Genomic DNA, 17718 nt, shown 5'->3' on the forward strand with positions numbered 1-17718 from the left:
CTACATGGGGTGATCTTCAAGCTGGTCGGCGATGGACGGCCCTACCCCGAACACGGCCTCTCGAACCGCGAGTGGGCGCAGATACCGCCGCGGCAGGTCCGGCTCGACACTCTGATCACCACGAAAGCGGTGCTCGACCTGCACTCCCTGCTCGCCAAGGACTCCACCTTCTACGGCGACCTGTTCCCGCACGTGGTCCAGTGGCGCGGTGAGCTCTATCTGGAGGACGGCCTGCACCGCGCCCTGCGCTCGGCCCTGCACCAGCGCCCGGTCCTGCACGCCAGGGTCCTCGACCTGCCGCCGGACGCCTGACCCCGGTCTCCGTCCCGGGGCCGCGCCCGCACGGTCCGAAAGACGGGGGCGTGAAGCGACGAGGACCCGAAACGACGCAGCCTTGGAACGACGCAGCCCCGAAACGACGAGGGCCTCCCACCTGTCTCCAGGTGGGAGGCCCTCGTCCGTGGCGGTGGTGGTGGGATTTGAACCCACGGATGAGTTGCCCCATCACACGCTTTCGAGGCGTGCGCCCTCGGCCACTAGGCGACACCACCGCCGAGCAGCTTACCGGATAATCATCGTTGCTCGCTCGGCCTGCGCGCGGCGAAGAAACCGGCGAGCACCCCGGCGCACTCGTCGGCCAGCACGCCCATGACGACCTCCGGCCGGTGGTTGAGCCGGCGGTCCCTGAGCACGTCCCAGAGCGAGCCCGCCGCACCGCCCTTGGCGTCCACCGCGCCGTAGACGACACGGTCCACCCGCGCCAGCACCGCGGCTCCCGCGCACATCGTGCAGGGTTCGAGCGTGACCACGAGCGTGCAGCCGGTCAGCCGCCACCCGCCCCGCCCGCGCGCCGCCTCCCGCAGGGCCAGCACCTCGGCGTGCGCGGTCGGGTCCGCCAGGGACTCGCGGTCGTTGCCCGCCTGCGACAGCACCTCGCCGCCGGGGCCGAGGACGACCGCGCCGACCGGCACCTCACCGCGCTCACCCGCCCGTACGGCCTGCGCCAGGGCCAGCCGCATCGCGGGGGTGTGGCCGGCCTCCGGGGGGCCCGCCGCGGCGGCCCTCACCGCAGGCGGTCGAGCTCGTCCGCGAAGGCCAGCCGCTCGGCGATCACCGAGAGCGTGTCCGCCGGGAGGGCGCCCTCCTCCATGCTGAGCTCGATGAGCTCGTCCGGGCTCATGCCCAGGTCGCTCAGGAGCTCGAAGTCGCCCGCCGGTCGTACGCCCAGCTCGGGCGTGTCGCCCTCCGGGGCGACCCCGGCCAGTTCGCCGAAGAGCTCGCCGAGCGTGTCGGCGCGCGCGGCCTGCGCGTCGGACAGGAAGGCGCGGGGCTCGGTGTCGCCCCGGTAGCGGACGATCGCGAACCACTCGTCCTCGGCCTCGACGCAGAGCAGGGCCAGCTCCTCGCCGTCGAGGCCGAGGCTCTCCTGGACGACGTCGCCGAGATCGTCGACGATCTCGGCTTCGCCGAGGTCGGCCTCGGCCCCCCGCCAGCCGTTCGCGGTGCGCACGAAGGCCGCCGAGAAGAGCCTGCTGCCGGACGGTCTGGAGGCCATGGCGATCTCCTGAGCTCAGCCGAACATCGAGTCGATGGCGCGTTCGAACGGCTCGGAGAAGCCGAGCCGCGCGGCGATGCTGGACAGCACGTCCTCGGGGAGCAGGTCGATGTCGCCGGAGAGGATGCCGAGCTCCATCTCGTCGAGCCCCAGGTCGGCGAAGATGGACAGGTCGCCCGCGGGGAGCGCCGTCTCCTCGTCCTGCAGGATCGCGTCGAGCTCGTCCTCGTCGGGCACCGGGACGTCGAGATAGTCCAGCACCTGCTCCGCGAGCGGGAAGTCCAGCGACGCGGCGATGTCCGAGAGGAACACCTCCGCCCGCTCGCCGAACACCCGTAGCGCCACGAAGAACTCATCCCCCACGGCGACCAGGCCAATCGCGCCGCTCAGGCTCGGCTGCTGGCGCAGGGCGTGGATCAGCCCGTGGAGGTCGGAGGTGAGCGCCACGGGAAGCATCTCCGCCTCCCAGCGGTCATCCTCGCGATAGACCACGATGGCGAAGTCGAGCGCATCTTCGTCTGTCATCGTCATCCCCACCGAGCGACCTGTACGGATGTCAATGCTTTCAGAAGTGGAGCACCACCGTATGCCACTCCGGCCAAATCGTGATCAAAATCCCCTCCCAAAACTCGTGTCACACATCGTCCGTTATCCACCCGCCTGTCGTCCCGGCTACCGTTGACGTCCATGGAGACCCTGGTCGTCGACCACCCGCTCGTGGCCCACAAGCTGACCGTCCTACGGGACGCCGACACGGACTCGCCCACCTTCCGGCGCCTCGCCGACGAGCTCGTCACGCTGCTCGCGTACGAGGCGACCCGGCACGTCCGGGTCAGCGAGGTCACCGTGGACACCCCCGTCGCCCCGGCGAAGGGCGTGCGCCTGGCCCACCCGCACCCTCTGGTGGTCCCGATCCTGCGCGCCGGTCTCGGCATGCTGGACGGGATGACCAGGCTCCTGCCGACGGCCGAGGTCGGCTTCCTCGGGATGATCCGCAACGAGTCGACGCTCCAGGCCGAGACCTACGCCACCCGGCTCCCCGACGACCTGTCGGGCCGCCAGGTCTACGTGGTCGACCCGATGCTGGCCACCGGCGGCACCCTGGCCGCGGCGATCGAGTTCCTCTTCGAGCGCGGGGCCGACGACGTGACCGCGATCTGCCTGCTGGCCGCCCCGGAGGGCATCGCCTACATGGACGCGGCCTTCGCCGGCAGCGGGAGGCCGATCCGCCTGGTCACCGCCGCCCTCGACGAGCGGCTCAACGAGCACGGCTACATCGTCCCCGGCCTGGGGGACGCGGGGGACCGCCTCTACGGCGTGGTCTGACGACCTCCCGGGTCCTGCTTCCGCCGGCTCCTGAGATCTGTTCCCGCCGAACGGAGGGTGTCGCCGACACCTTCCGTTACCTTCCGTGATTACATGGGTACGGAGAGTTTCAACAAGGCATCTCTTCGGCACGCCCGGCCCGGCGATCGCGGACGCACACAGGGAGAACAGTGAACGAGGGCATCATCCCCGCCGCCGAACCGGACCCCTACGCGGACCTGAGCGCCGCGCTGCGGGAGGAGTTCTCCGCGATCCATCCGGCGGCCACCGTGACCCGCTGCGTGGACGCGGCCCGCTACGGCGCGCTGGAGATCACAGGCCACGCCCATCCCTGGCTGGTGGAGCGGATCGCCCGCAAACACCTGCAGGTGCTGGCGCTGGCCGCGAGCGGGCGCGACCGATGAGACCCGCCCCGGGCCGGTGAGGTCCGCCGACGGCGGAAGACCGAATCGGCTCACACGCTTTACCCCACGTAATGCGTGGGTAATGTATACGTCGGGTGCAGTGGGTGAGTGGTAAGTGGAGGCCTAAGTGCAGGGCAAGAAGGTTCTGAAATGGAGCGCCATCATCTTCGTGGTGTTCTTCCTGTTCACCCGGCCGGATGATGCGGCGCACACGGTCAGGGGAGCCATCGACTCGATGTACACCGCGGCCGATTCCCTGGCCCAGTTCGTCTCCCATCTCTCATGAGGCTGGTGACTCACGGGGACTCCGCTCCCTCGTCGGTCAACCGCTACCTGCTCCCCCACGAACACCAGGTCATCATGGTGCGGCGTCACCCGGCCGTGCTGCTCCGTCCCGTCGCCGAGGTCTTCGGCGGCCTGATCATCGCCGGCCTGCTCAGCAAGTGGCTCGGCGACCAGGGCGCCGGGGGCGGGCTCGTCGTCGTCTGGTGGGCATGGCTCCTGCTGCTCATCCGCTTCGTGTGGAAGGTAGCGGAGTGGTCGGTCGACTACTTCGTCGTGACCTCCAAGCGCATGCTGCTCACCACGGGGCTGATCACGCGCCGGGTCGACATGATGCCGCTCGGCAAGGTGACGGACATGAGCTTCCAGCGCTCCCTGCTCGGGCGCATGCTGGGCTACGGCGAGTTCATCCTCGAGTCGGCCGGTCAGGACCAGGCGCTCTCGACGATCCCCTACATCCCCTATCCCGAGACCCTCTACCTCGAGGTCTGTCAGATGCTCTTCCCCGGCGGTAACGACTCGGATGATTAATCCCCGTATGTCCACTGTGACGTAGTGGAATTGGAACGAGTTCGACCAGGGATTCTGCGCGGGGGTTACCCGATTCGACTGCTTCGTGCAATCATGGCTGCAACATTGACCATCCCCCGCCCTGAGAGATCAGATGCCGAGTCAGGGAACCATCGGTGACCGTGTCCGCGGACTGCGGCTGAGCAGGCGCATGTCCCAGGCCCAGCTCGCCGGGCCGGACTTGTCCGACAGCTACGTGTCCCTCATCGAGTCGGGCAAGCGCACGCCGACCCCCGTGGTCGCACGCCTGCTCGCCGAACGCCTGGGATGCACCACCGAGTTCCTCCTGCACGGCGTCGAGCCGCGTCAGCGCATCGACACCGAGCTCGGCCTGCGCCACGCGGAGCTGGAGCTCCACCACGGCGATCCGGCCCTGGCGGTGGACCGCTTCGGTGAGATCGTCAAGGCCGCGGGCGAGGAGAACGCCGTCATCTCCGCCCTCGCCCGGTTCGGCCGCGCCCGCGCCCTGGAGTCGCAGGGCCGGGTCGGTCCCGCCGTCGAGGCCTTCGAGCGGCTCCGCCGCGAGGCCGCCGCCCATCCCGAGCGCCTGGCGGACCTGCCGCTGACCGTCGCCCTGAGCAGGTGCTACCTGCGCGCCGGTGACACCCTGCGCGCCCACGACCTGGCGCACGACGCCCTGGTCCAGGTGAACCGGCTGGCCCTGACGCAGGGCGAGATCGCGGTCGACCTGGCCGCCGCCCTGATGGAGACCGACGCCTCGCGGGGGACCGACTCCCCGGGCCTGGCCTACGTCCGGCAGGTCATCATGGACAACGGGGTGCCCTCCGCGGTCAACCGCGAGGCGGAGGTCCACTCCCTGTGGCAGGCGAGCGCGACCGCGGCCGAAGGAGAGGACTCGGCGCTGGCCGTCCGCCTCGCCGACGACGCGATCGCGACCGGCCGGCCGTCCCGGATGGCGCTCAGGCTCGCCCTCATCGCGATGGAGTGGTCCCGCCTGGCGGCGTCCCGCGACGACGAGCCCATGAGCGGGATCCCCGAGCTCGCGAGCGCGGCCGGCGAGGTCTTCGCCTCCTTCCCCTCCCTCGTCGGCGAACGCGCCAAGAGCCTGATCGTGCTCGCCCACGTGCAGCTGCGGACCGGCGACTCCGCCGGCGCGGTCCGCCTGGCCGGTTCGGCCCTCGACGTCCTCGGAGAGCGCCCGGACGGCATCGGCGCCACCGCGCACCTGCTGCTCGCCGAGATCGCGCTCGCACACGGCGCGGGGGACGCCCTCACCAGTCTGCGGAACGCGCAGGCCCTGCTCGACGGCCTCGGCCCGGCGTCCGCCGGCTCCGACCGGGAGACCGCCCGGGTCTGGCGCCGGCTCGGCGACCTGTACGGCCAGGCCGGTGCACAGGACGCGCAGACCGCCGCGTATCGTAAGGCACTCGAGGCAGTCGGCGTGCGTGGCGCGCTGGTGGGCATGACGGTCGACTCCGCCCTGGTGCGGTAAGACTTCTCTCGCCCCCGGGGCTCCAGATTTGGATTTATGCCTCCGGAATAATTAGGGTCGATCAGTCATTGACTCATAGGATGATTGGTTCCCCATAGGAGGCGGACTGTGAGTCTGCGTACGGCGCACCGAGCGTCGCTCGTCGACCAGGTGATCGACCAGCTCAAGGAGCAGATCACGTCGAACTCCTGGCAGATGAACGCGAAGATCCCCACTGAGACGGTGCTCGCCGAGCAGCTCGGGGTCGGACGCAACACCGTGCGGGAAGCCGTACGGGCGCTCACCCACGCGGGCCTGCTGGAGTGCCGTCAGGGCGACGGCACCTACGTGCGCGCCACGAGCGAGCTCTCCGGTGCCATGCTCCGGCGGCTGCGCGCCGCCGAGCAGCTGGAGATCCTGGAGGTACGGCGAGCCCTGGAGGTCGAGGCCGCCCGGCTGGCCGCCACCCGGCGCACCGACGAGGACATCGCCCTCATCGAGGAGGCCCTGGCCGCGCGGGAGCGGGCCTGGGAGATCGGCGAGCCCGACGGATTCGTCGAGGCCGACCTCGCCTTCCACATGGCCGTCGTCCACGCCACGCACAACCGCGTCCTGGTCGACCTCTACGAGGACTTCTCGGCCGCCCTGCGCGCCAGCATCAAGGCCGCGGGAACGTCGATCGACAGCAGTTACATCCCGCACGACGCGATCGCCCGCGCCATCGCCGCCGGTGACGTGACCGCCGCCGAGCGCGCGGGACACGCGTGCATGGAGCACATCCTGATCGCGCTCACCGACTCCCAGGAAGTCTCCGCCTGACCTTCCGGAGCGTTCCCCGCCGATGCGGGGAGCCCTCACGGGGAAGGGCCCGCCCCCGCCGGGGCGGGCCCTTCCCCGTGGAGGCCTCCTCGTCCCCGTGGGGTCTCCCACGCCCCGGTCCGGGGAGATGCGTTCACACCTGCCGCGAGGGCAGGCTCACGCCTGGCGCAGGGACATGACGAGGTAGCGGAAGGCGGGCACCGCGTCGCCGGGGACCTCGGTGATGAGGGCCGGGCGCGTCGGTGACTCCATGTTGAGGCGGACGAACTCGCTCTCGACTCCGGAGAGGCCGTCCAGCAGGAACTGCGACTGGAAGGCGATCTGGATGTCCCCGCCGGACAGCTCCGCGTCGAGGACCTCCGTCCCCCGGCCGACCTCGCCTCCGCCGGCCTGGATGGTAACCTGCCCCTGTCCGAAGGAGAGGCGGATCGCGGTGGTGGGTTCGGCGACCAGCCGGATCCGTTTGATGGCCTCGACGAACGGTGCCACCCGGACGTCCGCCCGGATGGACCAGTCACCGGCCAGCCGGGCGCGGTAGTCGATGAACTGCTCGTCGAGCAACCGGACCGTGGTGCTCCGCCCGACGCTCTCGAACCCGGCGATGCCGTCACCCAGCGCCACCGCCACCTCGCCGCCGCGCAGCGACCTGGCCACCTCGACGAGCACCCGGGCGGGGACCACGGCCGCGGCCGCGGCGTCGGGCCGCTCCGGCCGCCAGTCGAACTCCCTGGCCGCGATGCGGTAGCGGTCGGTGGCGGCCATCGCCACGTGCTCGCCGGAGATGTCGACCCGGACGCCGGTCAGCATGGGCAGGGTCTCGTCGCGGCTGGCCGCGGGGGCGACCTGGCCGACCGCGCTCGCGAAGACCCCGCCGCCGATCGCGCCGATCACCGGCGGCATCGCGGGCAGCGTCGGGAAGTCCTCCACCGGCATGGTGCGCAGGTTGAACTCCGCGCTGCCGCAGGTCAGCGTCGCCTCCGACCCGTCGGCGACGACCTCGACCGCCTTCCCCGGCAGGCTCCGCGTGATCTCCGCCAGGACCCGGCCCGGGATCAGCACCCGGCCGGGCTCGGCCACCTCGGCCTCCACGGAGGCCCGGGCGGAGACGTCGTAGTCGAAGGCCGAGAGCACGAGGTCCTCCTGCTCCGGCCGGGCCTCCAGGAGCAGACCGGACAGGACGGGGATCGCCGGACGGGCCGGCAGCACCCGGGCCGCCCAGGCCACCGCTTCGGCCAGGACGTCACGGTCAACCCGGAATTTCACGTCGGAATCCCTTCTGAGTGCGGATGCCCGTACTCGGACAGACGTTATCCGCTGCCACCGACATTCGCCCCCGCCGACGAGGCCGTCTCCCTCGCCCTCCCGGATCTCCGCGTCCGCCGTACGGGAGTCATCCGTACGGCGGGTCCCGGCGGCGGGTGGAGTGACGAATGGGACCCCGGCGGATCCTCAGGCGCGCGGTCCGCCTGCCGATCGTGCGGTCGTGAACAGTGGGATGAGCAGGGCCCGCGACGTGCTCGCGCGGATGACCATCGGCAAGGCGTTGCGTTTCGGCTTCACCGTGGTGATCGGGCTGCTGCTGCTGCCCGCCGCCACGTCCGCGTGGTACCTGTGGCAGACGTCGTCGGAGGTGAGCCGCCTCGCCGAGACCGGCATGCCGGGCGCGCAGCTCACCGGTGAGATCGACGGCCTGATGAACAAATACCGCAAGGAGCAGTGGGAGTACCTCGCCCTCCCCGAGGGTGACGAGGAACTGGCCAAGACGGCCGAGGCCATGGCCGAGGAGGACGCCGAGATGAAGGCGCTGCTCGCCGGCTTCCACCGGCTCTCCCTCGATGAGGCCCCACTCGCCGCGCTGACCGCCTACGAGCAGGCCTGGTCGGAGTACGTCCGGGTGACGGCGCCCCTGGTCCGGCTGGCCGACGCCGGGGACGCCGCGGCCGCCCGGGCGACCTTCGACTCCGGTGCGGGAGACGAGCAGTGGGACGCCCTCAAGGAGAATCTCAAGACTCTGCGGGAACTGGACGTCCGGGCCGCCGCCGAGAGCCGTGACGCGGCCCGTCTCGACGTCGTCATCGGCTTCACCGTGCTCGGCGTGCTGCTCTCGGTCGCGGTCGGCGTCTCCCTGACCATCCGGCGCGCGCTGACCCGGCGCATCTCCACCGGACTGCACACCCTGTCCGCCGCCGCGGACAGCATCGCCCGGGGCGATCTCGACCAGCGCGTCGAGGTGACCGCCGACGACGAGATCGCCGAGGTCGCGGCCTCGTTCGACCGCATGGTGGAGTATCTCAACGCGATGGCCCGGGTGTCCCAGCGCATGGCCGGCGGTGACCTGACCGTCGAGGCCGTGCCCAAGTCCGACGATGACCGCCTCGGGCGGGCGTTCACCTCCATGGTCCGCAACTTCAACGACTCCGTCGGGCAGGTGAGTCACTCGGCGGGTGCGCTCGACGCCGCGTCGCGGGAGCTGTCCGGCGTCGCGGGCGGCGTGCGCGCCACCGTGGACGAGGTGGTCGGCAACGCCGAGCGCCAGGTGGACCTGGTCGGCCAGGCCCAGCGCGCCGCCCGGAAGACCTCCGGCCTGGTCGACGAGGGCATCGGCACCGTGCAGCGGCTGGCGCAGGTGATGGGGGAGCTCGAGGAGAAGTCCGCCCGGATCAGCGGCATCGTCGGCAGCATCGCCCGCATCGCCGGGCAGACCAACCTGCTGGCGCTCAACGCCTCCATCGAGGCCGCCCGCGCCGGAGTGCACGGCTCCGGTTTCGCCGTGGTCGCCGGAGAGGTCCGCACGCTCGCCGAGGAGAGCAGCAGAGCCGCCCAGTCCATCGCCGAGGTCGTGGCCGAGATCCAGGAGAGCAGCGGCGAGGCGGTCACGGTCGTCGACGAGCACGCCAGAGGAGCCTTCGAGCGGATCGCCGGCGGCACCTCGACGCTGCAGGAGGCCCTCGACGAGGTCGGCTCCTTCGCAGAGGCCAACATGGCCTCCACCGAGCGCATGGCCGGCGCCACGCAGGCGGTCACCGCCTCGGTGCAGCAGCTCACGGCCACGGCCGACCGGCTGCGTGAGGTCACCGGCAGGTTCAGGACCCGGGAGCGCTGAGGCGCTTCCGGGACCGGGCGGGCCGGGTCAGGAGCGGGCCGCGTTGAGATAGGTCAGGACGGCCAGGACTCGGCGGTTGTCGTCGTCGGACGGGGCGAGGCCGAGCTTGATGAAGATGCTCGCGGTGTGCTTGCCGACCGCGCTCTCGCTGAGGAACAGCCGCTGGGAGATCGCCGCGTTGGACCGGCCCTCGGCCATCAGCTCCAGCACTTCGCGCTCGCGCGGGGTCAGCGCGGCGAGCGGCTCGTGCCGGGCGGTGCTGGCCAGCAGCTTGGCGATCACCTCGGGGTCCATCGCGGTCCCCCCGGCCGCGACCCGGCGCACGGCGTCGACGAACTGGTCGGCGTTGAACACCCGGTCCTTCAGCAGGTAGCCGATGCCGCCGGAGCCGTCGGCGAGCAGCTCGCGGGCGTAGAGCTGCTCGACGTGCTGGGAGAGCACCAGGACCGGCAGGCCGGGGACCGCCCGGCGGGCGGCCAGCGCGGCCTGCAGGCCCTCGTCCGTGAAGGTGGGCGGGAGCCGTACGTCCACCACCGCCACGTCGGGCCGCTCGCCGGTCAGCGCCCGCAGCAGCTCGGGGCCGGACTCGACGGCGGCCACGACCTCGAAGCCGTGGGCCTGGAGCAGGTGGACCAGGCCCTCCCGGAGCAGGTAGAGGTCCTCGGCGACGACGGCGCGCAGGTTCACCGGTCCCCCTGCGGAGGGTGCGGGACCCGGGAACGGCGGGGCGGGGTGTGCGGGTTCATCGGCCCCCCTGCGGGAGGTGCGGAGCCTGGGAGCGCTGGGGAGAGGTGTGCGGGTTCATCGGTCCGAACATAGGCGGTGCGGAGCGGCCTCGGCCATCCACCGCCGGCGGGAGTGCTGGATCGGGAGCAGGACGGCCGCGGCGTACATGGCGGTGCCCAGGGCGATGTCGAAGACGATCATCATCCACGACCACGGATCGGGCAGGTAGAGCGGGAGCAGCCAGCTCCGCTCCTCCGGAGCGACCAGCTTCATCACCAGGGTGACCAGCCCCTGCGGGAAGAGCGGCAGCCAGGCCAGGCCCCAGCCGGTCCCCACGATGAGCCACTTCCACCAGGGCATCTTCTCCGTGTTCCGCTGCTCGCGGACGCCCCGCGCGTGCGGGAGCTCGATCACCGCGGTGGTCGGCCCGCCCGGCGGGCTGCTGAGCGCGAGCACTCCGTCGAAGGCGGCCAGCCGCCGCTCGATGCCGCGCAGACCGCTGCCCCGCGCCGGGTCGGCGCCGCCGGAGCCGTCGTCGGTGACGGTGATCCGCACCGCCCCGCCCCGGCTGCCGACGTCGATCCAGACGCGGTCCGCGCCCCCGTGGCGCGCCGCGTTGGCCAGCAGCTCGCTGACCGCGAAGTAGGCCGCCGACTCCACCGGCGGCTCGGGCCGCACCGGCAGCTCGACGGTGACCTCGGCCTTGAGCGGGCTGTCCAGGGCGAGGGCGCGTACGGCGTCGCCGAGGCCGCGCTCGGCCAGGACCGGCGGGTGGATGCCCCGGACCAGGCCGCGCAGCTCGGTGAGGGCGGTGGAGGACGCCTCACGTGCCTTCGCCAGCAGCGCCCTGGCCGCCGCGGGGTCGGACTGCACCAGGGTCTCGGCGGCGCCGAGCGTCATCCCGATGGCCACCAGCCGGGCCTGCGCCCCGTCGTGCAGGTCGCGCTCGATCCGGCGCAGCTCGGCCGCCTGCGAGTCCACCGTCTCCACCCGCTCCTGGTTGAGCTCGTGGATCCGGCTCGCCAGCAGGGACTTGGCCGTGGGGCCGAGGAACAGCTCGTTCCACCAGCCGTACAGGCGCAGCAGCCACGGGAGCGCGGCCGCCGCCGCGGCGACCAGCGCCAGCCCCACCGGCACCCCCCCGAGCGGGTGCCACGTCCACGGCAGGGACAGGCCGAAGACCGCGACGGCGAGCGGCAGGAGCAGCAACAGGCCGCCGGCCAGCGGGTTGAGCAGCAGCCAGACCGTGTCCCGCCAGGTGGCCGGGTCGCCGAACATCCACTGCCAGCGGTTGTGCCAGTCCGGCCAGCGCGGGGTCCGGTAGAGCTGGCGGTCGTGCCGGTACCAGCCGTCGGGCTGCGGCCGGACCGGCGGCGGGGGCGGCAGGTACGACGGTGCGATCTCCTCGCCGAGCCACCTGCCGTTCAGCCGCCGCGCCAGCCCCGTACGGCGCCGCACCGCCCTGACCGCCGAGGGGAAGAGGAAGATCATCCCCAGCGCGAACGCGAACAGGGCCGTCATCAGGACCCCCGCCGCCAGGAACACGTCCGCCACGGCCAGCAGGCCCAGGAACGCCGCCCGGATCGGGGCCTCCGCGTATCGCCGCATGACCTTCATGCCCTGCAGTCTCCGTCATCGGCCCCGGTTCCGCCCAGTGGGGCCGGGTGCCGTCCGGGAGTGGAGGTAACCCCACCCCCGCCGGGTGCCCAGGCCGATTCTCCCGCCGCGGCGCCGTCCGTAGCGTCGTGGTCATGAAGGTGATCGAGGTTGACAGCCTCCGCAAGCGGTACCGCGACCGGCTCGCGGTGGACGACGTGTCGTTCACCGTCGAGGAGGGCGAGATCTTCGGCGTTCTCGGCCCCAACGGCGCCGGCAAGACGACCACCGTCGAGTGCGTCGCCGGCCTGCGCACCCCCGACTCCGGCACGGTGAGGGTGCTCGGCGGCCTGCACCGCGACGCGCTCAAGGAGAAGCTCGGCGTGCAGCTGCAGAGCTCCGCGCTCCCCGAGAAGATCAAGGTCTGGGAGGCGCTGGACCTGTACGCGTCCTTCTACTCCAGGCCCGCCGACTGGAACGCGCTGCTGGAGCGCGTCGGGCTCGCCGACAAGCGCGACGCCCGGTACGGCAAGCTCTCCGGCGGCCAGCAGCAGCGGCTCTCGATCGCGCTGGCGCTGGTCGGCGACCCCGAGGTGGCGATCCTGGACGAGCTGACCACCGGGCTGGACCCGCAGGCCCGCCGGGACACCTGGGACCTCATCGAGCAGGTCCGGGCGGACGGCGTGACGATCGTGCTGGTCACCCACTTCATGGAGGAGGCCGAGCGGCTCTGCGACCGGATCGCGCTGATCGACTCCGGGCGGGTGGTCGCCGTCGACAGCCCCGCCGGGCTGATCTCCCGGGTCGACCGGCGGCAGACCGTCAGGTTCCGGCCCTCGGGGCCGTTCGACGACGCCGTGCTGAAGGCGCTGCCCGAGGTGACCGGCGTGCACGGCGGCGGCGGGAGGGTCGAGGTCACCGGCTCCGGCAACCTGCTGCTGGCGGTCACCACCGCCCTGGCCGCGGCCGGGGTCGTCCCCGCCGACCTCCGCGTCGAGCAGGCCACCCTCGACGACGCGTTCCTCGCCCTCACCGGCAAGAAGATCACCAATGGAGACGCCCGATGAGCAAGATGATCACGACCGAGGCCAAGCTGTTCCTCCGCGAGCCCGGTGGGCTGATCTTCGCGATCCTGCTCCCGCTGGTGCTCCTGATCGGCCTGGGCAACGTCATCCCCGGCCTCCGGGAGGCGAACCCGGACATGGGCGGCCAGCGGGGGATCGACAACTACTTCCCCGCGATGATGACGATCCTGTCCGTGGTGACGATGGCGCTGACCGTGCTGCCCGGCACGCTGGCGGCCTACCGCGAGACGGGAGTGCTGCGCCGGATGTCCACCACGCCGGTCAGCCCGATCCGGGTGCTGGTCGCCCAGCTGGTGAACAACCTCGCCGTCGCGGTGATCGCCACGACCCTGCTGGTCGTCCTGGGCAACCTCTTCCTCGACGTGCCCGTGCCCAAGAACCCGCTGCCCTTCGTCGGGGTCTTCCTCCTCGGCACCGCCTCGCTGTTCGCGATCGGTCTGCTGATCGCCGCGGTCGCCCCCAACGCCAAGTCCGCGCCGGCCATCGGCTCGCTGCTGATGTTCCCGCTGATGTTCGTGGCCGGCATGTGGTTCCCCCGGGAGTTCATGCCCGACCTGCTCCAGCGGATCGGGGACTTCCTGCCCCTGGCCCCGTTCGGCCAGGCGCTGCGGGACACCTGGGCGGGCGGCGCCCCGCAGACGCTGAACCTGGCGGTGATGGCCGCGACCCTGCTGCTCTTCGGCGGGCTGGCGGCCCGGCTCTTCCGCTGGCAGTGACCCCGTCCGGCGGCGGTGGTCCCGCTTCCTGGCGGCGTGACCGGGAGGTACGGCCCGCGGGCCGTACCTCCCGGTCACGTGCGGACGCGGCAGGCCGCTCCGGGAACCGGCCCACCACCTCGGCGGTGGTCTCCCGACGACGGAGCCGATCGCCGCATGGGAGCCCGATCAGCAGTTGCAGTCACAGCCGCAGCCGTCGCCGCAGCACGAGCACCCCTCGCAGCATCCCGAACACGCGTTGCAGCACTGCCCGCAGGCGTCGCAGCCGCCGCAGTCGAGGCGCTCGCCGCAGGACTTGTACCGGTCCTCGTCCCACGGCGGCCGGTAGAGCCCGCAGGAGCAGGCCATGAAACTGAGCGCGAAGCAGAGCCGGGGCCCGCAGCCGGGTTCCGGCTGCAGCCTCGGGTCGCGCGGCGGGGCCGTCCCGGGGCCGCCCTTCCGCCGGGACCCCGCCGGAGCATCCCTCTCCGGTATCCCCTGGGACCCCGCCGGAACGCCCCTTTCCGATGTCTCCCGATCCGATGTCTCCCGGGCCCCCGCCGAAGCGCCCCCGCCCGGTGCCCGCCGGGTCTCCGCGGCCTCCCGGACGCAGGCGTCACCGGCCGCCGGGGAGCCCTGCGCGAAGACCCGGTCCACCGAGCGGCCGACCTCCTTCACCAGCAGCGCCCTCACCAGGCCCCGCTCCTCTAGGTCCAGGTCGGCCACCGCCAGCCGCAGGCCCAGCAGCGCGTCGTCGCAGAGGCGCCGGGCCTCGACGAGATCGGTCCCGGTGGCGAGCAGCGGGTTGTAGGCGCCCGCCGCCCGGTCCTCCTCCAGGTCCTCCACCGCGTCCACCAGATGGGCGAGCCGTCCGAAGCAACGTCCCGCCTCGGCCAGCGAGACGGCGTTGTGCGGTTTGCCGGCCAGCTCCGCCGTGTGCGCGAACGCCGCCGCGACCGCGTCCTCGGTCGGGGCGGTCAGCTCGAGCAGCGCGAGTCCCGGCTCGGCCTCCAGCCGCGCCTGCCGGGCCACCGCGTCCACCAGCACCCCCGCGTCGAACCCGACGGCGGTGGCCGTCCGGGTCCCGGCGGCCTCCCAGCGCGCGGCCACCCGGCCCGCCGCGGCGGCGACCGGGCGCCGGGCGTACATCCCGTCGCCGTCGGCGATGTGGTCCCTGACCTTGCCCGAGGCCAGGATCAGCGAGGTCGCCGCCGCCAGCCGCACCCCCTCGGCCCGGGCGCCGACCACCTCGGCGCCGGAGAACCCGCGCAGCGCGCACGGGGCGGCCCGGCGGCGCGAGGAGAGCGCCGGGGCCTGCGCCTCGGCCAGGACCGAGACGATCAGCCCGTCGTAGTTGGTCACCAGCCGCGCCGCGTGCCCGTGCTCGTCGCGCAGCGCCAGGCAGAGCCCGCACAGGTGCGCCATCCACGACGCGAACAGCCCCCGGCACATTCCATGACGACATGGCCGAACGATCCCGAACATCTCCACCCCGCAGTCGTTGTACATCTGGCGCAAACCATGACACAGGCGACTTAAGGATGACTTGAAAGTCCGTATGCCCTGGCCGGTCTCCCCCTGCGGGGCAGTGGACCTCTCCCTCCCGCGGGATCGGGGGCGATGTGGCCCGCCCGCCGTACCGGGCCGCGTGCCAGGCTCTTGCCATGCTGACACTGGCCCACCTGAGCGACATCCACATCGACGACGACCCGCGCAGCGCCGACCGGACCCGGGCCGTCATGCGGTACCTGGAGAGCCTTCCCGGGCCGCTGGACGCCGTCCTGGTGACCGGTGACATCGCCGACCACGGCCTGGCCGAGGAGTACGGGACCGCGCGCGACCTGCTGGCGTCCCGCTTCCCCACGGCGGTGTGCCCGGGCAACCACGACGACCGTACGGCCTTCCGCAGGGTCCTCCTCGGTGAGGAGAGCGGCGGAGCCGGGAACGGAGCCGACGGTGGGAACGGCGACGGGAACGGAGCCGACGGTGGGAACGGCGGCGGGGCCCGTCCGGTCAACCGGGTCCTGCGGCTCGACGGCCTCACCGTCGCCCTGTGCGACTCCAGCGTCCCCGGGCGGCCGGAGGGGTTCCTGGAGGACGAGACGATCGCCTGGCTGGACGCCGTGCTCACCGGGTCTCCCGGCACCCCGGCCCTGGTGGGCATGCACCATCCGGCCGCCGCGCTGGGCATCCCCTACGTGGACGGGATCGGGCTGCGCTCCCCCGAACGGCTGGAGGAGGTGCTCCGCCGGCACCCCCAGGTCGTCGCCGTGCTCGCCGGGCACGCCCACACCCCGGCGAGCACCGTGTTCGCGGGCCTGCCCCTGCTGGTCGCCCCCGGCGTGGTCAGCACCGCCCTGACCCCGGCGGAGACCGCCGAGCGGATCCCGATCGACCGGGACCTGCCGCCCCAGTTCGCCCTGCACGTCTTCGACGGCCGCCGCCTCACCACCCACGTCCGCACGGTGATCTGACCCCGTACGGCGGGCCGCCGCGCACTGCCGGAAGCACCCCGGACGGCGGCGGCCGGCGTCCGCCGGAGAGAGGACGGCTCCACCGGCGGGCGTCCGGACCGGAGTCCTGGCACGCCCTAGTGAGGCGCCATGTCGACGAAGCGGCTGTAGTGGCCCTGGAAGGCCACGGTGACCGTGGCGGTCGGGCCGTTACGGTGCTTGGCCACGATCAGGTCCGCTTCGCCGGCCCGAGGGGACTCGCGTTCGTATGCGTCCTCCCGGTGGAGAAGGATGACCATGTCCGCATCCTGCTCGATCGATCCGGATTCGCGAAGGTCGCTGACCATGGGCCTCTTGTCCGTTCGCTGCTCCGGACCGCGGTTCAGCTGCGAGATCGCGATGACCGGGACCTCCAGCTCCTTCGCGAGCAGCTTGATCGCACGGGAGATCTCCGAGACCTCGTTCTGCCGACTCTCGGTCTTCTTCGGCGAGGACATCAGCTGGAGGTAGTCGATGACGACGAAGCGCAGGTCGTGCCGTTGCTTCAGCCGGCGGCACTTGGCCCGGATCTCCATCATCGACATGTTGGGCGAGTCGTCGATGTAGAGCGGGGCCTCGGCCACCTCGCCCATCCGCCGCGCCAGCCGGGCCCAGTCCTCGTCCGTCATCGAGCCCGACCGCATGGAGTGCAGCGCCACCCGCGCCTCGGCCGAGAGCAGACGCATCGTGATCTCGTTTCTGGACATTTCCAGCGAGAACACGACAGTGGTCATACCGTGCTTGATAGCGGCAGATCTTGCGAAATCCAGCCCCAAAGTCGACTTGCCGATGGCGGGTCGGGCGGCCACGACGATCATCTGACCGGGGTGGAGGCCGTTGGTGAGGGCGTCGAGGTCCTGGAAGCCGGTGGGGACGCCGACCATCTGGCCGCTCCGGCCGCCGATGGCCTCCAGCTCGTCGAGCGCGCCGGGCATGATGTCGGCCAGCGGTGCGTAGTCCTCGGAGGTGCGACGCTCGGTGACCTTGTAGATCTCGGCCTGGGCGCGGTCGACGAGGTCGTCGACCTCCTCGTCCTGCCCGCCGTACCCGAAGGAGACGATGCGGGTGCCGGCCTCGATGAGGCGGCGGAGGATGGCCTGCTCGCGGACGATCCGCGCGTAGTAGCCCGCGTTGGCGGCGGTGGGCACGACGGCGGTGAGCGTGTGGAGGTAGGCTCCGCCGCCGACCCGGGCGACCTCGCCGCGCTTCTGCAGCTCGTCGAAGACCGTGACGGCGTCGGCCGGGTCGCCCCGGCCGTAGAGGGCGGTGATGATGTCGTAGATGAGCTGGTGGGCCGGGCGGTAGAAGTCGTCGGACCGCAGGATCTCGACGACGTCGGCGATGGCGTCCTTGGACAGGAGCATGCCGCCCAGCACGGACTGCTCGGCCTCGATGTTGTTCGGCGGCGTGCGCTCGAATCCCGGCTCGAAGACCGGTGGATCTGCGATGCTCACCGCGCACCCCCTCTTTCCTGGCGGTCGCGCCACCCCTAGTTTTAGCCGACCGGTCTGACAGTCTCGCCGCTCCGCGGACCGGGCGGCAACGCGACCTGTCGACAGACCTGTGGATAACGTGTGCAGTTCTCCCTCAGGAGTGTGGGCACCCTGGGGACAATCCTGTGGATAACTGTTTT

General features: G+C 71.9%; 19 protein-coding genes and 1 tRNA gene. 11 read left to right on the forward strand and 9 right to left on the reverse strand.

What is annotated here, in order from left to right:
* Positions 1–9: 9 nt before the first annotated feature.
* Positions 10–312, forward strand: a complete 303-nt coding sequence (locus tag HS048_RS03840) for a type II toxin-antitoxin system VapB family antitoxin (RefSeq protein WP_068900387.1) — start codon at positions 10–12, stop codon at positions 310–312.
* Between the two features lie 149 nt (positions 313–461).
* Here the strand turns inward: HS048_RS03840 and HS048_RS03845 are convergent.
* From HS048_RS03845 to HS048_RS03860, 4 genes are all read right to left on the reverse strand, one after another.
* Positions 462–551 (reverse strand) — tRNA-Ser (locus HS048_RS03845).
* A gap of 21 nt (positions 552–572) precedes the next feature.
* Positions 573–1019: a tRNA adenosine(34) deaminase TadA gene (tadA, locus tag HS048_RS03850; protein WP_191894648.1), complete on the reverse strand. Its 447-nt coding sequence runs from the start codon at positions 1017–1019 to the stop codon at positions 573–575.
* A 44-nt stretch (positions 1020–1063) separates the two neighbouring features.
* On the reverse strand, positions 1064–1555 hold the full coding sequence (locus tag HS048_RS03855) for a tRNA adenosine deaminase-associated protein (protein WP_068900383.1): 492 nt from the start codon (positions 1553–1555) through the stop codon (positions 1064–1066).
* A gap of 15 nt (positions 1556–1570) precedes the next feature.
* On the reverse strand, positions 1571–2080 hold the full coding sequence (locus HS048_RS03860) for a tRNA adenosine deaminase-associated protein (protein ID WP_373868848.1): 510 nt from the start codon (positions 2078–2080) through the stop codon (positions 1571–1573).
* 162 nt (positions 2081–2242) lie between these two features.
* Between HS048_RS03860 and upp the strand changes: the two genes are divergently transcribed.
* From upp to HS048_RS03890, 6 genes are all read left to right on the forward strand, one after another.
* Entirely contained in the window at positions 2243–2881 is a 639-nt protein-coding gene (gene upp, locus HS048_RS03865) for a uracil phosphoribosyltransferase (RefSeq protein WP_068900380.1), read from the forward strand.
* A 170-nt stretch (positions 2882–3051) separates the two neighbouring features.
* Positions 3052–3285, forward strand: a complete 234-nt coding sequence (locus tag HS048_RS03870) for a hypothetical protein (RefSeq protein ID WP_068900379.1) — start codon at positions 3052–3054, stop codon at positions 3283–3285.
* 127 nt (positions 3286–3412) lie between these two features.
* The gene (locus HS048_RS03875; protein WP_189238786.1) at positions 3413–3571 is read left to right on the forward strand and encodes a hypothetical protein; all 159 of its coding nucleotides are present in this window, start codon (positions 3413–3415) and stop codon (positions 3569–3571) included.
* Positions 3568–4098 (forward strand): PH domain-containing protein, encoded by a 531-nt coding sequence (locus HS048_RS03880; protein WP_196466174.1) that lies wholly within the window; start codon positions 3568–3570, stop codon positions 4096–4098. The genes HS048_RS03875 and HS048_RS03880 overlap by 4 nt, the downstream gene beginning before the upstream one ends.
* 133 nt (positions 4099–4231) lie before the next feature.
* Entirely contained in the window at positions 4232–5590 is a 1359-nt protein-coding gene (locus tag HS048_RS03885; RefSeq protein ID WP_068900377.1) for a helix-turn-helix domain-containing protein, read from the forward strand.
* A gap of 108 nt (positions 5591–5698) precedes the next feature.
* A complete protein-coding gene (locus HS048_RS03890) occupies positions 5699–6388 on the forward strand; it encodes a FadR/GntR family transcriptional regulator (protein WP_068900376.1) in 690 nt (229 codons plus the stop codon).
* A gap of 156 nt (positions 6389–6544) precedes the next feature.
* On the opposite strand, the gene dnaN is transcribed toward HS048_RS03890, so the two are convergent.
* Complete coding sequence (gene dnaN, locus HS048_RS03895) at positions 6545–7651, reverse strand: DNA polymerase III subunit beta (protein ID WP_068900375.1); 1107 nt, start codon at positions 7649–7651, stop codon at positions 6545–6547.
* Positions 7652–7871: 220 nt separating this feature from the next.
* Here dnaN and HS048_RS03900 point away from each other — a divergent pair, with 220 nt between their 5' ends.
* On the forward strand, positions 7872–9491 hold the full coding sequence (locus HS048_RS03900; RefSeq protein ID WP_196466175.1) for a methyl-accepting chemotaxis protein: 1620 nt from the start codon (positions 7872–7874) through the stop codon (positions 9489–9491).
* A gap of 27 nt (positions 9492–9518) precedes the next feature.
* Here HS048_RS03900 and HS048_RS03905 read toward each other — a convergent pair whose 3' ends face one another.
* Together HS048_RS03905 and HS048_RS03910 are read right to left on the reverse strand one after the other, a co-directional pair.
* Positions 9519–10172, reverse strand: coding sequence for a response regulator transcription factor (locus tag HS048_RS03905; protein WP_068900553.1), 654 nt, complete (start codon positions 10170–10172; stop codon positions 9519–9521).
* A 120-nt stretch (positions 10173–10292) separates the two neighbouring features.
* Positions 10293–11834: a sensor histidine kinase gene (locus HS048_RS03910; RefSeq protein ID WP_230880714.1), complete on the reverse strand. Its 1542-nt coding sequence runs from the start codon at positions 11832–11834 to the stop codon at positions 10293–10295.
* 134 nt (positions 11835–11968) lie between these two features.
* Here HS048_RS03910 and HS048_RS03915 point away from each other — a divergent pair, with 134 nt between their 5' ends.
* The gene (locus HS048_RS03915; RefSeq protein ID WP_068900372.1) at positions 11969–12880 is read left to right on the forward strand and encodes an ABC transporter ATP-binding protein; all 912 of its coding nucleotides are present in this window, start codon (positions 11969–11971) and stop codon (positions 12878–12880) included.
* A complete protein-coding gene (locus HS048_RS03920) occupies positions 12877–13614 on the forward strand; it encodes an ABC transporter permease (RefSeq protein ID WP_068900370.1) in 738 nt (245 codons plus the stop codon). The genes HS048_RS03915 and HS048_RS03920 overlap by 4 nt, the downstream gene beginning before the upstream one ends.
* A 168-nt stretch (positions 13615–13782) precedes the next feature.
* On the opposite strand, the gene HS048_RS03925 is transcribed toward HS048_RS03920, so the two are convergent.
* A complete protein-coding gene (locus HS048_RS03925) occupies positions 13783–15102 on the reverse strand; it encodes a DUF5685 family protein (protein ID WP_307832358.1) in 1320 nt (439 codons plus the stop codon).
* Positions 15103–15257: 155 nt separating this feature from the next.
* Here HS048_RS03925 and HS048_RS03930 point away from each other — a divergent pair, with 155 nt between their 5' ends.
* Positions 15258–16067, forward strand: coding sequence for a metallophosphoesterase (locus HS048_RS03930; protein WP_196466176.1), 810 nt, complete (start codon positions 15258–15260; stop codon positions 16065–16067).
* A gap of 116 nt (positions 16068–16183) precedes the next feature.
* Here HS048_RS03930 and dnaB read toward each other — a convergent pair whose 3' ends face one another.
* Positions 16184–17539 carry a replicative DNA helicase gene (dnaB, locus tag HS048_RS03935; protein WP_068900364.1) on the reverse strand — a complete coding sequence of 452 codons (1356 nt, stop codon included), beginning with the start codon at positions 17537–17539 and terminating at the stop codon, positions 16184–16186.
* Between the last annotated feature and the right edge of the window lie 179 nt (positions 17540–17718).

It is taken from the genome of Planomonospora sp. ID91781 (assembly GCF_015711595.1).
Lineage (GTDB): Bacteria > Actinomycetota > Actinomycetes > Streptosporangiales > Streptosporangiaceae > Planomonospora > Planomonospora parontospora.